This is a genomic window from Pseudomonas sp. FW305-3-2-15-C-LB1 (assembly GCF_058787615.1).
The window spans coordinates 108,034-122,446 of the sequence record NZ_JBYSZX010000013.1 but is presented as its reverse complement, the minus strand read 5'-3'; the positions used below and the strand labels follow the sequence as shown (position 1 = coordinate 122,446).

Here is a 14,413-nt window from a genome sequence, read left to right as displayed (position 1 = left end):
ATGCAATTTGCCCCCGCTTACGTTGACCGCCAGCCCCTCACCGCCGAGGAGGAGGCCTACAACTTCCTGCTCGATGCCATTTGCGGCGGCCGCTACCGCAAAGGCGACCGTCTGATCGCCGAAGATATCGCCAGCGAAATCGGCATGAGCCGCATGCCGGTGCGCGAAGCCTTTCGTCGCCTGGACGCCCAGGGCCTGGTGACCTTGCGGCCCAATCGCGGCGCCATCGTCAGCGGCCTGGATATCAATGAACTGCACGAAGTGTTCGAAATGCGCAGCGCCCTCGAAGGCCTGGCGGTGCGCGTCGCGGTGGGGCGTATCGGCGAGCGCCAGTTGGCCGCGCTGGAGCGCTTGCTCGATGCGATGGACGACTACCGCGATGACAGTGCCGCCTGGGTCAGCCGGCACCGCGCTTTCCACGAATACCTGTGTAGCCTCAGTGGCCGCCCACGCCTGATGAAGCAGATTTCGGCGCTGTACTCACTGGTCGAAGCGCCCATGCGCCTGTGGTTGCAGCACGGTGAAAAACCCCTCAGTGCCCGCCAGGAACACGCGGTGATCCTCGACGCGATCCGTGCCGGTGACGCCGCCCGCGCCGAGGCCGTGGTGCGCGAACACATCGAAGGCACCGTGCCGGCACTGATCCAGTTCCTGCAAACCGAACAACAATAAGAAACACCTGCTGTGTGTTGACGTTGAGTCCTGCCCCGTTAATCAACGAACTGGAGTGTCTGGTCATGCATAAACACCGCGCCTTGCTGGTGGCTGTCTCCCTCGGCCTCTGTACCCAATGGGCCGTTGCCGCGCCCCAGGTGCCGGAGCGCCTGAAGAACGTCGACAAACTCATCTACTGCTCGGGGATGGATTCACCGCCCCTGGTGTCCTTCGATGAAGCACAGAAACCCCGCGGGCTCACCATCGACCTGGGCCTGGAGATCGCCAGGCGCCTGGGCGACAAGCAGGTGCAGTGGCGAGTGATTCCGTTCTCTGGCCTGGTGCCGGCATTGCTCGCCCAGCAGTGCGACATGATCGTCGACCAACTGTTCGACAAGCCTGAGCGACGGCAGGTGATCGACATCGTCAACTACATGTATTCCAGCCAATCGGTGGTGGTGCCCAAGGGCAACCCCAAGGGCATCAAGACCCTGGATGACTTGTCCGGACACAAGGTCGCGGTGCTCAACGGCTCCACCATCAAGACCCTGCTGGACGCGCAGAACGACAGCCTGGCCAAGGCCGGCAAACCGCCGATGAAACTGGTGGTGTACAACACCGACACCGACGCCTTCCAGGCTCTGCGCATCAGCCAGGTCGACGCCTACGGTACTACCGTGGAAACGGCCGGCTATTACGCCGCCATGGCCCCGGACCTTTTCCAGGAAGGCGTGCCAGCGTTCAGCCGCATTCTCACCGGTTTGGGCATGCGCAAGGACGACCCGCAACTCACCGCCGCCGTGCAGCAGGTGATCAGCGACATGCGCAGCGACGGCAGCTACGTCCAGTTGCTGAACAAATGGCATGTCAGCAGCGACACACTCGACTGAGGCACACCGGCGATGAATTTCAATTGGGATGTGTTCTGGCAGTACCTGTTGCAGCCGAGCGGGGTGTACCTCACCGGGCTGTGGCTGACCTGCCTGATCGCGGTGTCGGCGATGCTGCTGGGCTGCGTGCTGGGGTTGGCGGCGGCGCTGCTGCGCTTGTCGAAGAACCCGCTGTTGCACTTGCCGGTACGCTTTTATGTGTGGCTGATGCGCGGTACGCCGCTGCTGGTGCAGATCGTATTCCTGTACACCGCGCTGGCGGCGGGAGGGATTTTCCGTTTCGAGGACATCGCGCTGTTCGGCCTGGTCATCCCCGGCAATATCCAGGCGGCGATCATCGCGCTGGGCTTGAACGAAGGCGCGTACATGGCCGAGATCATCCGCGCCGGCATCGGCGCGGTGGACAAGGGCCAATACGAAGCCGGGCGTTCCCTGGGCATGGGCTTTGCCAAGCTGATGCGGCGCATCGTGCTGCCCCAGGCGTTCCGCGTGATCGTGCCGCCGCTGGGCAATGAGTTCAACGTGATGCTCAAGAACACCACCCTGGTCAGCGTGATCGGCGTGCAGGAGTTGCTGCTCAGCACGCAGATGGTCACCTCGGCGACGTTCCGCGTGTTCGAGTTGTACCTGGTGGTCGCGATTTACTTTTTGATGCTTACCACGCTGTGGGGCTTTTTCCAGCGCTGGCTGGAGGCGCGCTTTGGCCAGTCCGACCGGCCATCCGCGCCGCCACCGGCGTCCAGCCGCATGTTCGGGCGCAGCACCTTGAAACTGCTGAGGGGACGATAACCATGGCGCACCAGAGTGAAGAACTGATCATCGAGGCGCTGGACATCCACAAGTCGTTCGGCACCCTGCAGATCCTCAAGGGCATCTCCCTGCAAGTGCGGCGCGGCGAAGTAGTGGTGCTGATCGGCGCCTCCGGCTCGGGCAAGACCACCTTTATCCGCTGCATCAACCTGCTGGAAGACATCCAGAGTGGGCGCATCCGCGTCAACGGTTGTGCCATGGGCTATCGCGAGCGCAGCGATGGCAGCCTGGTACGCGATTCGGAGCGCAACATCGCGCGCCAACGCCGCGACATCGGCATGGTGTTCCAGCGTTTCAACCTGTTCCCCCACATGACCGCGCTGGAAAACATCATCGAAGCGCCGATCCAGGTGCTCGGCACATCTCGCGCCGAAGCCTTGGAGCAAGCCCGTGGATTGCTGGCGCGGGTCGGCCTGGCGGACAAGGCCAGCCATTACCCGTCGATGCTCTCCGGCGGCCAGCAGCAGCGGGTGGCGATTGCCCGCGCCCTGGCGATGAAACCCCAGGCCATGCTGTTCGACGAACCCACCAGCGCCCTCGACCCGGAAACCGTCGGCGAGGTGCTGCAGGTGATGAAGGAGCTGGCCGAGGAGGGCATGACCATGGTGGTGGTCACCCACGAAATGGGCTTTGCCCGTGAAGTGGCCGACCGCGTGGTGGTGCTCGACCAGGGCGAACTCATCGAACAAGGGCCGCCGGAACAGATTTTCAGCCGCCCCAGCCATCCCCGTACCCGGGCCTTTCTCAGTCGTGTGTTGTGAGTCTTTCCATCACCCTGTGTTGACGAGTCTTAGCCATGTTGAAATTTTCTGCTCACGAGTACCCCTATCCCTCGCAGCGCCAAAGCGTGTTTGCCCGTCGCGGCATGGTTGCGGCGTCCCAGCCCCTGGCGGCCCAGGCCGGTATCCAGATCATGCAACAGGGCGGTAACGCCATTGATGCGGCGATTGCCACGGCGGCCGCGCTGACGGTGGTGGAGCCCACCGGCTGTGGCCTGGGCGGCGACGCGTTCGCGCTGGTCTGGTGCAAGGGCCGGTTGCACGGCCTGAACGGCAATGGCCACGCGCCGGCGGCCTTGAGTATCGAGGCGGTCAAGGCGGCGGGGCACGACCGGATGCCGCTGTATGGCTGGACACCGGTCACCGTGCCCGGTTGCCCCTCGGCCTGGGCCGAGCTGTCCGAGCGCTTCGGCAAGTTGCCGTTTGCCGAGTTGCTGCAGCCCGCCATCAGCCTGGCGCGTGACGGCTTCCCGTTGTCGCCGGTGATCGCCCAGCTCTGGCAGGCCGCGCTGGATGAATTCGGCCCCCATCGTGACCCGGCCCTGGACGCCTGGTTCGACACGTTCCTGATCGACGGCCGTGCGCCCCGGGCGGGTGAGATATTCCGCAACCCCGCCCAGGCACGTACCTTGGAAGAACTCGCCGCTACCCGTTGCGAAAGCTTGTATCGCGGTGCCCTGGCCGAACGCCTGGATGCGCATTCCAGGGCCAGTGGCGGTTACCTGCGCGCCAGCGACCTCCAGGATTATCGCGCCCAATGGGTGGACCCGATCCACGTCAACTACCGAGGGGTGGACGTCTGGGAAATCCCGCCCAGCGGCCAGGGCCTGGTGGCGCTGATGGCGTTGAAAATCCTTGAAGGCTTCAGCTTCGATCACCGCGACAGCCAGCAGACCTGGCACCGCCAGTTGGAGGCGATGAAACTCGCCTACAGCGACGGCCTGCACCACATCACCGACCCGTTGCACATGCGCGTGGCCGTCGCCGACCTGCTCAGCGATGCCTACAGCACCCGTCGCCGTGGGCAGATCGGCGAACAGGCGCAACCGCCCAAGCCCGGCGACCCCCATGCCAGCGGCACGGTGTACCTGGCCACGGCGGATGCCGAGGGCAATATGGTCTCGTTCATCCAGAGCAACTACCACGGCTTCGGCTCCGGCGTGGTGCTGCCCGACAGCGGCATCGCCCTGCAGAACCGTGGGCAGGAATTCAGCCTCGACCCAAGTCACGCCAACTGCCTGGCACCGGGCAAGAAAACCTTCCACACCATTATTCCCGGCTTCCTCACCAAGGACGGGCAGGCCCTCGGGCCATTCGGCGTGATGGGCGGCTACATGCAGCCCCAGGGCCATGTGCAGATGGTGATGAACCTGGTGGACTTCGGCCTCAACCCGCAAGCGGCCCTGGACGCGCCGCGCTGGCAATGGCTGGGCGACATGAAGGTCGGCATCGAACACGGTGCCTCTAGTGACCTGGCCAATGCCCTGGCGCGACGCGGGCACCAGGTGCAGATCGCCAGCGACCTCACCGACTACGGGCGTGGCCAGATCATCCTGCGTGATCCGGTCAGTGGTGTATTGTGCGGCGGAACGGAGCCAAGGACGGATTCAACGATCGCAGTGTGGTAAGCGAAAAAAATTGGCTGAAGCCTGTCCCTTTTTTTCACCTCGCCTGTCATTCCAGGCAAGTGAACAATATCGAGAGCTTCCGCCAATGCCCGCAGTCCGCCCCTTGCTCAAACTGAGCCTGATGCTGAGCCTCAGCGCCAGCCCGTTTTTCGCCGCCGTCAGCTACGCCGAAGACACCGCCGCGCGGCGCAGCTACCAAGTGCCGGCGGGCAGCCTGAGCGCGGCGCTGACGCGTTTTGCCGGGCTGTCGGGGGTCAACCTGTCGGTGGACCCGGCGCTGGTCAGCGGGCGCAGCAGCACTGGCTTGTCCGGCGAATACGGCGTGGAGGAGGGCTTTGCCCGCCTGCTGCAAGGTTCCGGCCTGCAACTGCAAGCCATGGGCGAGCAGGCCTACATGCTGGTGCCGGTGCCGGACGGCAGCAGCCTGGAGCTGGCGCCCACGTCCATCCTCGGCACCACCGGCCTGTACGACGGCGACACCTACGCCGGTGGCCAGGTGGCGCGCCGCACGGCGCAGGGCATGCTGGGCACGCGGGATTTCATGGAGACTCCGTTCAGCATCACCACCTACACCCAGGAGGCGGTGAAAAACCAGCAGGCACGCACCCTCGGCGACCTGATCGCGGCCGACCCCTCGGTGCGCGCCACCAACCCGGCCGGTGGGCGCTACGAGCAATTCACCATTCGCGGGTTCAGCCTGTTCAACAGTGACGTGGCCTACAACGGCCTGTACGGCGTGCTGCCGACGTACACCATCGACATGGAGATGGCCGATCGCGTCGACATCCTCAAAGGCCCGAGCCAGTTGATCAACGGCATCTCGCCGCGTGGCAGCGTCGGCGGCGGGATCAACGTGGTGCCCAAGCGCGCCACCGACAAGGACATCAACTCGTTTACCGGCAACTGGGCGTCCGACAGCCAGGCCGGCGGTGCGGTGGACATTGGCCGACGCTTTGGCGAGGACAACCAGTACGGCATTCGCTTCAACGGCGTGAAGCAATCCGGCGACACCGCCTGGGACCACCAGAGCGTCGACCGCGAAATGGCCGTGCTGGGCCTGGATTTTCGCGGCGAGCGCCTGCGCCTTTCCACCGATATCGGCCACACCGAGCGCGACACCGATGCCCCCCAGGAGCGCGTGCAGGTGGCGGCCGCTGCGCCGGTCCCGAATGCCAACGACGTGCGCCGCAACTATGCGCAGTCGTGGAGCAAGGCTCGCACCAATGACACCTTTGGTACGGTCAACGCCGAGTACGACCTCAGTGACAACGTGATGCTCTACGGTGGCGTGGGCGCGCGCAAAAGCAACCACGACTTCCTGCGCCACGCGGTTTCGGTGACCAATGCGGCCGGCGATTTCAGCGTGCAGCCGCGGGATTTCACCCGCGATGAAAACGTGCGCACCTACACCGCTGGCGTGCGCAACTGGTTCCATACCGGGCCGGTGAGCCATGAGGTCAACCTGGCCGCCAGCTACTTCGACATGGACTTCACCAACGGCGGTGCGCGGTATACGGCGCCGTCGAGCAATCTCTACAACCCGGTGCAGTCGCCGACGCCGTCACGGCCGACGCGCTTCGATCCCAAGGTCTACACCGAAAACAAATTCAGCGGCGTGGCCTTGTCCGACACCCTGGGTTTTTTCGACGACCGCCTGTTGCTCACCCTCGGTGCGCGCTGGCAGCGGGTCAAGGTGACTGAATGGAGCGACGGGATCAAAGGCGACACCGCCTATGACGAAGAAAAGGTATCGCCGTCGGGCGGCCTCCTGTTCAAGGCCACCGACAAGTTGTCGCTGTACGCCAACTACATGGAAGGCCTGAGCCAGGGCAAGATCGCGCCGTCGACCTCGAGAAACGAAGACGAGATCTTCCCGCCGTTCATCAGCCGCCAGGTGGAAGTGGGCGCCAAGTACGATGCCGGTGCCTTCGCGGTGACCGCCGCCGTGTTCCGCATCAAGCAACCGGCCTATGAAACCAATGCGACCACGCGGCTGTTTGGCCCCAACGGCAAGCGCGAGAATGCCGGTGTGGAACTGAGCGTGTTCGGCGAACCGCTCAAGGGCTTCCGCCTACTGGGCGGGGTGATGTACATCGACAGCAAACTCAAAGACACCACCAATGGCACCTGGGACGGCAACCGTGCGCCGGCCACGCCCAAGTACAACGTCAACCTCGGCGCCGAATGGGACGTGCCGGGCCTGGAAGGCCTGACGTTGACCAGCCGTGGCATCTACTCCAGCTCGCAGTACCTGGACCAGTCCAATGTCAAGGAAATCGACGCCTGGAACCGCCTCGACGTGGGTGCGCGCTATGGCTTCAAGGTGGATGACAAGCACATCACCCTGCGGGCGAATGTGGAGAACGTCGCCGATAAACGCTACTGGAGCTCGGCCGGTGCATCGGATGACAGCGAGCCGGGGCTGACCCTGTCGACGCCGCGCACCTACCTGCTGTCGGCCACCGTCGACTTCTGACACTGGGCCGTGCAGGTTATAAATGAGAATGTTTTTTGATCACGCCGCGCCGATATGGAATAGTACCCGCCGTTTTCCCCGGCCTGCCTAGCCGGGGTGTTTTAACGCCGAGGTCCTTGTCATGCGAATGCTGCGTTCCATCCCCACCCTGGCCGCCTGTGTCCTGGCGTTCTCGTCCAGCCTGCTGAGCGCCGCGCCCATCGACCTCAACGACGGCCAGCACGCCGTGCATCTGCCCGATGCCCCCAAACGCGTGGTGGTGCTGGAATTCTCCTTTCTCGACAGCCTGGCCGCCGTTGACGTCACCCCGGTCGGCGCCGCCGATGATGGCGATGCCAACCGCGTGTTGCCCCGCGTACGCCAGGCCATCGGCCAATGGCAGTCGGTGGGCCTGCGCTCGCAGCCGAGCATCGAGGAGATCGCCCGGCTCAAGCCCGATCTGATCGTGGCCGACCTCAATCGCCACCAGGCGCTGTACAGCGACCTGGCGAGCATCGCGCCGACCTTGCTGTTGCCGTCCCGTGGCGAGGATTACCAGGGCAGCCTCAAATCCGCCGAACTGATTGGCAAGGCCCTCGGCAAGAGCGCGCAGATGGAGGCGCGCATCCAGAAGAACCGTGAAAACCTCAAGGCCATCGCGCAACAGATCCCGGCCGGCGCCAGCGTGTTGTTCGGTGTGGCGCGTGAGGACAGCTTCTCCGTGCATGGCCCGGACTCCTACGCCGGCAGCGTGCTTGAGGCCATCGGCCTGAAAGTCCCATCGGTACGCGCCAACGCCGCGCCCACCGAGTTCGTCAGCCTGGAACAGTTGCTGGCCCTCGACCCGGGTTGGTTGCTGGTCGGTCATTACCGTCGCCCCAGCATCGTCGACAGCTGGAGCAAGCAGCCGTTGTGGCAAGTGCTCGGCGCCGTGCGCAATAAGCATGTGGCCGAAGTGGATGGCGACAGCTGGGCGCGCAACCGTGGCGTGCTGGCGTCGGAGCAGATCGCCGAGGATGCGCTGGCGATTCTCAAGGGCGGCAAAGCCGTATTGAGCCAATAACCGTGCAACGCAGTTTCGCCGCCATTGGCATTCTGCTGTCGGGTGCCGGGTTGTTCTGGCTGTCGCTGTACAGCTGGTCGCCATTTACCCTGACAGCGACGGATGCGTGGAATGGCCTGGTTCACCAGGGCCGCGTCGGCGGCAACATGGCCTATATCGTCGCCCAGTTGCGTGTGCCACGGGCCGTGTGTGCCGCGTTGGTCGGTGCCTGCCTGGGCCTCGCGGGGGCGCTGATGCAGGGCATTACGCGCAACCGTCTGGCCTCGCCGTCGCTGTTTGGCGTGACGGCGGGCGCCGCGCTGGGACTGGCCCTGTTTTCCACCGGCCTGGTCGCGCCGCCCTTTGCCGGCGGTGCGCTGTTGATGACCTGCCTGGGCGGCGCGCTGGCCTGGATCACCGTGTTCAGCCTCGGCGGTGCCTGGTCGCCGACCACGGCCCAGGGCCGTCTGGTTTTGGCTGGCGTGGCCGTGGCGGCGTTGTGCGCCGCGTTGACCCGGCTCACAGTGATCCTGGTCGAGGCCCAGGCGCAAAGCGTGCTCAACTGGCTGGCCGGTTCACTGGCCAATGTCGGCGCTGCGCAGGTGCAACTGCTCTGGCCATGCGCCTTGATCGGCGGCCTGTGGGCACTCTGGTGTGCGCCGCGCCTGAACCTGATCAACCTCGGCGAAGACGCCGCACGCTCACTGGGCGTCGGCATCGCCAGCCTGCGTCTGCAGGTGTTTGTCGCCAGTTTGCTGCTGGTGGGCGCCAGCGTGTGTGCGGTGGGGCCGATCGGGTTTGTCGGGCTGATCGCGCCGAATATCCTGCGTCAGTTCCTGGGCAATGACTACCGCTGGCTGATCCCGCTGAGCGCCACATTGGGCGCGGTGATCGTGCTGGGGGCCGACCTGCTCAGCCGCGCCGTTGCCTTCCCGGTGGAAACGCCGGCGGGAGTGGTCACCGCGCTGATCGGCGCGCCGTTTTTCCTCTTTCTTGCCAGGCGCGCCCTATGATCCGACCACGACTGCGCCTGTGGCTGCTGCTCGGGTTGTTGCTGCTGGCAACCCTTGTCAGCCTCAGCGCCGGCACCCTGTGGCTCACGCCGCAAACCGTTTTCGAACGCCTGCTGGCCCACGACGTCCTTGACTTCGAAGTGTGGAACCACCGCCTGCCGCGCAGCCTGATCGCGATTCTCGCCGGTGCGGCCTTCGGCCTGGCCGGGGCGATTGTGCAGGGCGTGATCCGTAATCCGCTGGCCTCGCCGGAGATCCTCGGCGTAACCCAAGGCGCCGGGCTCGCGCTGACCGTGGCGATCATCAGTTGGCCACACCTGCCGATTGCCTGGCTGCCGCTGGTGGCTTGCCTGGGCGGGGCCGGCGGCGCGTTGCTGCTGGCGCTGTACAACACCGGCGTGAGTTTTTCCGGGGTGCGCTTTGCGTTGTCCGGAGTGGCGATTGCGGTGACCTTGTCCAGTGTCACCGAGTTTCTGATCCTCTCTCACCCCTTGGATATCAACACCGCGCTGCTCGCGCTGACCGGCAGCCTGTGGAGCCGCAACTGGCACCATGTGGCGCTGGTGTTGCCGTTCCTCGTATTGATCCCCGTGGGCCTGTGCCTGGCCAAGCCGCTCAACCTGATCGCCTTGGGCGATGAGGCGGCCCACAGCCTGGGCACCGCGCTGAGCCGTACGCGTTGGTCGGCGATGGCCTGCGCGGTGTTGCTCACCAGCCTGGGCGTGGGGGTGATCGGTCCGATTGGCTTTATCGGCCTGGTCGCGCCGCACATGGCGCGCCGGCTGGTGGGCGGGCATCACCAGTACCTGCTGCCGGCGGCGATGCTGATCGGTGCGTTGCTGCTGGTGCTCGCCGATACGCTGGGGCGCACGCTGATCGCGCCCAGCGAAATCCCCGCCGGGGTGCTTACGGCGGTGATCGGCGCGCCGTATTTTCTTTGGTTGCTGGCACGGTTCAAGGGTTGATGACATGAGTATTCTCCAGGCACGCGAGCTGGACATCGGCTACGGCGCCACTCGTATCGTGCAAGGTCTGTCCTTTGCACCGCCCGCCGGCAAGGTCACCGCGTTGATCGGCCCCAATGGCTGCGGCAAGTCCACCTTGCTCAAGGCCTTCGCGCGTATCCTCAAGCCGACTCAGGGCGAGCTGACCCTGGATGGCCAGGCCTATGCCAGCCTGTCTGCCCGCCAGTTGGCCCGGCACATCGCATTCTTGCCGCAAGTGTTGCCGGTGCCGGAAGGCGTCAGCGTGCGCCAGTTGGTTGCCTATGGCCGCAGCCCGCATAACTCGCTGTGGGGACGCCTGAGCGGCAGTGATCAAGCTCACGTGAGTCAAGCCATGCAGCGCCTGGAACTGGACGTGCTGGCTGATCGCGCCCTGGCGGACCTGTCCGGCGGCCAGCGCCAGCGTGCCTGGCTGGCGATGGTGTTGGCGCAGAATGCGCCGGTGGTGCTGCTGGATGAACCCACCACTTACCTCGACATCAGCCATCAGGTCGAACTGCTCGACCTGATGGGCGAACTGGCTGCCGAGGGCAAGACCGTGATCACTGTGCTGCATGACATCAACCAGGCCTGCCGTTATGCCGATCACCTGGCGGTGATGCACGGCGGCAAACTGGTCGCTGATGGCGCACCGGCGGAGGTGGTCAGTGCCGAGTTGATGCGGCGGGTATTTGAGGTGCAGGTGCAGGTGATGCAAGAGCCGGTCGCCGGCACGCCGATGTGCCTGGTTGAAAAAAGCACTCGGGCCAAGGCCTGATCAAGATCAAGAGCGACTCGCTTCGCATTGTGGATACGGTTTTTGTTCTGTGTAGCCGGCCTGCTGTGGCGAGCGGGCTTGCCCCGCGTTGGGCTGCGAAGCAGCCCCAAAAACAGTCACGCAATCCAGTCAGCGCGCTCCCACATTTCAACGCTCGATAATCCTGGTGAACAGCCACTAGAAAGTCTAAGTGTGCTTCGCATCGAAGGTGAAGTAAGTCCTGTGAATTTATTGGGCTGCCGTTTAATTGTGGCAAAGCGCACAAGTGGCTAATTGCAACTAGCGAAGTAGTGGCTATTAGCTGCTAAGGCTCTGTCACGGGGTTCTTGGTCATTGTGTTTATTTTATTCCCCTCTTTCAGGAACTAGCGCTATAACTTCCAGTCGATAACCCCGGCTTGTTCTCGCTTGGGTTATGGCTAACTAATGGCATGTTTAAGTAGTTCCAAATAGCCATACTTTTTCGCAATACTAGATACCTCAACCTTATGTCGTCAGCGCCTATCGATGCCTGCCAGATGCAGATCCCGCACACCGACCAGGTGTGTGCGTGGTTGATGCAGCATGCTGGGCTGAAAATGGTAGACCTGGAGCGCGCCCGGCGCTTGCCGTCGGATGACCTGCTAAGCCTGCTGACCCGCCTGGGCCTGGTTTCCGATATCGAACTGGCCCGCGCCTGGGCGGCGTTGCTCGGTGCGCCGCTGTTGCTGGCGGACGCCGCGCCGCCGTTGCTCGATCCCTTGCCTGCCCTGACTGAACGCTTCATGCGCCATTACCAGGTCGCGCCCATGGGCTGGACCCAGGGTGGCCTGCGCGTGCTGGCCGCCAACCCGGCGCTGCGTTATCCGTTCCAGGCCCTGGCCTATGCATGCCAGGTGCCGGTGTGGCTGGCCATCGGTCCGCGCACTGAGGTCGACACACTGATCGAGCGTTACTACGGCCAGGGCCGTTCGGCCATGGGCACGCTGATCGAAAACCTCGATGAACAGGGCGGCGCCCAGGACGATATCGAACACCTCAAGGACCTGGCCTCCGAAGCGCCGGTGATCCGCCTGGTCAACCTGATCCTGCAACGCGCCGTGGAGCAACGTGCTTCGGACATCCACATCGAACCCTTCGAACACCAGCTCAAGGTGCGCTACCGCATCGACGGTGTGCTGCATGACGCCGAAGCGCCGCCGGCCAGTTCCTCGGCGGCGGTGATTTCGCGGGTGAAGATCATGGCGCGGCTGGACATCGCCGAGCGCCGGCTGCCGCAGGATGGGCGCATCATGTTGCGTATCCAGGGCAAGGAACTGGACCTGCGGGTGTCCACGGTGCCCACCAGTTTCGGCGAGTCGGTGGTGCTGCGCCTGCTGGACCGGCAAACCGTGCAGTTCGACTTTCCCAGCCTGGGCTTCGACGGCCAGCGCCTGGCCGCCTTCCTCGACCTGCTGGAACGGCCCCACGGCATCCTGCTGGTCACCGGGCCCACTGGCTCCGGCAAGACCACTACGCTCTACACCGCGCTGTCGCGGCTCAACACCGCCGAGCGCAAGATCATCACCGTGGAAGACCCGGTGGAGTACCAGCTCGAAGGCATCAACCAGATCCAGGTCAAGCCCGCCATCGGCCTGGACTTCGCCGGGGCGTTGCGCTCCATCGTGCGCCAGGACCCGGACGTGATCATGATCGGCGAGATCCGCGACCTGGAAACCTGCCGCATCGCCATCCAATCTTCCCTCACCGGGCACCTGGTGCTCTCCACCCTGCACACCAACAGCGCCGCCGCGAGCATCACGCGGCTGCTGGACATGGGCGTGGAAAGCTACCTGATCGCCTCGACCGTCAGCGGCATCCTCGCCCAGCGCCTGGTGCGGCGCCTGGACCCGGCCACGCGTGTCGCTTTCGAAGCGCCGCCCGAACTGATCGCCGAACACGGCCTGGATCGCCTCACCGAACAACGCCCGATCCTGCTCTATCGCGGCGCCTATCACGGCCGCAGCGCCCTCACCGAACTGCTGGTGATGAACGACGAACTGCGCAGCCTGCTGATGCGCCACGCCGATGCCTCGACCCTGGAGCAGGCCGCGCGCCGCGCCGGTTTGCGCACCTTGTATGAAGAAGGTTTGCGCCAGGCACTGGCGGGGATTACTTCGCTGGAAGAAGTGCTGCGCGTGACCCGTGGAGAGGATGCGTGAGCCTGTTCAGATACCGCGCCCTGGACAGCCAGGGCACGCCGCAGAACGGTACGTTGGAGGCCACCGATCAAACCGCTGCGGTGGCGGTCCTGCACAAGCGCGGGTGGCTGCTGTTGCACATCGAACCGGCCGGCAGCCTTGGCCTGCGCACGGCACACAGGCCGTTGAAGGGCCAGGCGTTGGTGAGTTTTACCCAGCAATTGGCGACGCTGCTGGGGGCGGGCCAGCCGCTTGAGCGCTCGTTGAGCCTGCTACTCAAGCAGCCCGGCCCACCCCAGGTACGTGCGCTGATCGAGCGCCTGCGCGACCGCGTCAAGGCCGGCAAGCCATTGTCCGCCGCGCTGGAGGAAGAGGGTGCGGCGTTCTCGCCGTTGTACCTGAGCATGGTGCGCGCCGGTGAGGCCGGTGGCGCGCTGGAAGCAACCCTGCGCCAACTCAGTGATTACCTGGAACGCAGCCAATTGCTGCGTGGCGAAGTGATCAATGCGCTGATCTATCCGGCATTCCTGGTGGTGGGCGTGCTGGGTTCCCTGGCGTTGCTGCTGGCGTATGTGGTGCCGCAGTTCGTGCCGATCTTCCAGGACCTGGGCGTGCCGATTCCACTGATCACCGAGGTGATCCTGGCCCTTGGAACGTTTCTCGGCGCCTATGGCCTGGCGCTGTTGGCCGGGTTGATCGTGATCGTCTGGTTGGGGGCCGCGCGCTTGCGCGATCCGCTGTTTCGCGAGCATTGCGACCGGCGGCTGCTCGGTATTCGCGTGGTCGGCCCGTTGCTGCAACGCGTCGAGGCGGCGCGTCTGGCACGCACCCTCGGCACGCTGCTGAGCAATGGCGTGGCGTTGCTGCAGGCCTTGGTGATTGCGCGGGAAGTCTGCACCAACCACGCGTTGCAGGCGCAGGTCGGGCGTGCGGCGGAATCGGTAAAAGGCGGCGGCACCCTCGCCAGCGCGTTCGGCAGCCAGCCGCTGTTGCCCGAACTGGCCCTGCAAATGATTGAAGTCGGCGAACAGGCCGGCGAACTCGACGGCATGTTGCTCAAGATGGCCGACATCTTCGACGTCGAAGCCAAGCGCGGCATCGACCGCCTGTTGGCCGCGCTGGTGCCGTCCCTGACAGTGGTCATGGCGGTGCTGGTGGCGGTGATCATGCTGGCGATCATGCTGCCGCTGATGAGCCTGACCAGCAATCTATAAAGGAGCTGA

Annotated in this window: 12 protein-coding genes; all 12 read left to right on the top strand. The window is 64.6% G+C overall.

What is annotated here, in order from left to right; genetic code table 11:
- The 12 genes from AC3WP7_RS22725 (at position 1) to gspF (ending at position 14,404) form a co-directional block, all read left to right on the top strand.
- Positions 1-672, top strand: coding sequence for a GntR family transcriptional regulator (locus AC3WP7_RS22725; RefSeq protein ID WP_102592737.1), 672 nt, complete (start codon positions 1-3; stop codon positions 670-672).
- Between the two features lie 65 nt (positions 673-737).
- Positions 738-1,544 (top strand): ABC transporter substrate-binding protein, encoded by an 807-nt coding sequence (locus AC3WP7_RS22720; protein ID WP_071492170.1) that lies wholly within the window; start codon positions 738-740, stop codon positions 1,542-1,544.
- 12 nt (positions 1,545-1,556) lie between these two features.
- Entirely contained in the window at positions 1,557-2,333 is a 777-nt protein-coding gene (locus tag AC3WP7_RS22715; protein ID WP_058426249.1) for an amino acid ABC transporter permease, read from the top strand.
- Positions 2,334-2,335: 2 nt separating this feature from the next.
- Entirely contained in the window at positions 2,336-3,115 is a 780-nt protein-coding gene (locus tag AC3WP7_RS22710; RefSeq protein WP_093124553.1) for an amino acid ABC transporter ATP-binding protein, read from the top strand.
- 35 nt (positions 3,116-3,150) lie between these two features.
- On the top strand, positions 3,151-4,761 hold the full coding sequence (locus AC3WP7_RS22705; protein WP_102592736.1) for a gamma-glutamyltransferase family protein: 1,611 nt from the start codon (positions 3,151-3,153) through the stop codon (positions 4,759-4,761).
- A gap of 85 nt (positions 4,762-4,846) precedes the next feature.
- Positions 4,847-7,237, top strand: coding sequence for a TonB-dependent receptor (locus AC3WP7_RS22700; RefSeq protein WP_102592735.1), 2,391 nt, complete (start codon positions 4,847-4,849; stop codon positions 7,235-7,237).
- Positions 7,238-7,364: 127 nt separating this feature from the next.
- The gene (locus AC3WP7_RS22695) at positions 7,365-8,279 is read left to right on the top strand and encodes a Fe(3+) dicitrate ABC transporter substrate-binding protein FecB (protein ID WP_371322062.1); all 915 of its coding nucleotides are present in this window, start codon (positions 7,365-7,367) and stop codon (positions 8,277-8,279) included.
- A gap of 2 nt (positions 8,280-8,281) precedes the next feature.
- Entirely contained in the window at positions 8,282-9,271 is a 990-nt protein-coding gene (gene fecC, locus AC3WP7_RS22690; RefSeq protein ID WP_102592734.1) for an iron-dicitrate ABC transporter permease FecC, read from the top strand.
- Positions 9,268-10,236: an iron chelate uptake ABC transporter family permease subunit gene (locus tag AC3WP7_RS22685; RefSeq protein WP_102592733.1), complete on the top strand. Its 969-nt coding sequence runs from the start codon at positions 9,268-9,270 to the stop codon at positions 10,234-10,236. Before fecC ends, AC3WP7_RS22685 begins: the two co-directional genes overlap by 4 nt.
- 4 nt (positions 10,237-10,240) lie before the next feature.
- Positions 10,241-11,032 (top strand): Fe(3+) dicitrate ABC transporter ATP-binding protein FecE, encoded by a 792-nt coding sequence (gene fecE, locus AC3WP7_RS22680; protein ID WP_092250461.1) that lies wholly within the window; start codon positions 10,241-10,243, stop codon positions 11,030-11,032.
- A 487-nt stretch (positions 11,033-11,519) separates the two neighbouring features.
- The gene (gspE, locus tag AC3WP7_RS22675; protein WP_102592732.1) at positions 11,520-13,211 is read left to right on the top strand and encodes a type II secretion system ATPase GspE; all 1,692 of its coding nucleotides are present in this window, start codon (positions 11,520-11,522) and stop codon (positions 13,209-13,211) included.
- Positions 13,208-14,404, top strand: coding sequence for a type II secretion system inner membrane protein GspF (gspF, locus tag AC3WP7_RS22670; RefSeq protein WP_102592731.1), 1,197 nt, complete (start codon positions 13,208-13,210; stop codon positions 14,402-14,404). Before gspE ends, gspF begins: the two co-directional genes overlap by 4 nt.
- Positions 14,405-14,413: the final 9 nt, after the last annotated feature.

Bases quoted from the DNA above. Each gene is read 5' to 3' on its own strand.
- AC3WP7_RS22705 (WP_102592736.1), top strand. From the start codon at position 3,151: ATGTTGAAATTTTCTGCTCACGAGTACCCCTATCCCTCGCAGCGCCAA.
- gspE (WP_102592732.1), top strand. From the start codon at position 11,520: ATGTCGTCAGCGCCTATCGATGCCTGCCAGATGCAGATCCCGCACACC.
- AC3WP7_RS22695 (WP_371322062.1), top strand. From the start codon at position 7,365: ATGCTGCGTTCCATCCCCACCCTGGCCGCCTGTGTCCTGGCGTTCTCG.
- fecE (WP_092250461.1), top strand. From the start codon at position 10,241: ATGAGTATTCTCCAGGCACGCGAGCTGGACATCGGCTACGGCGCCACT.
- AC3WP7_RS22685 (WP_102592733.1), top strand. From the start codon at position 9,268: ATGATCCGACCACGACTGCGCCTGTGGCTGCTGCTCGGGTTGTTGCTG.
- AC3WP7_RS22700 (WP_102592735.1), top strand. From the start codon at position 4,847: ATGCCCGCAGTCCGCCCCTTGCTCAAACTGAGCCTGATGCTGAGCCTC.
- AC3WP7_RS22720 (WP_071492170.1), top strand. From the start codon at position 738: ATGCATAAACACCGCGCCTTGCTGGTGGCTGTCTCCCTCGGCCTCTGT.
- AC3WP7_RS22725 (WP_102592737.1), top strand. From the start codon at position 1: ATGCAATTTGCCCCCGCTTACGTTGACCGCCAGCCCCTCACCGCCGAG.
- AC3WP7_RS22715 (WP_058426249.1), top strand. From the start codon at position 1,557: ATGAATTTCAATTGGGATGTGTTCTGGCAGTACCTGTTGCAGCCGAGC.
- AC3WP7_RS22710 (WP_093124553.1), top strand. From the start codon at position 2,336: ATGGCGCACCAGAGTGAAGAACTGATCATCGAGGCGCTGGACATCCAC.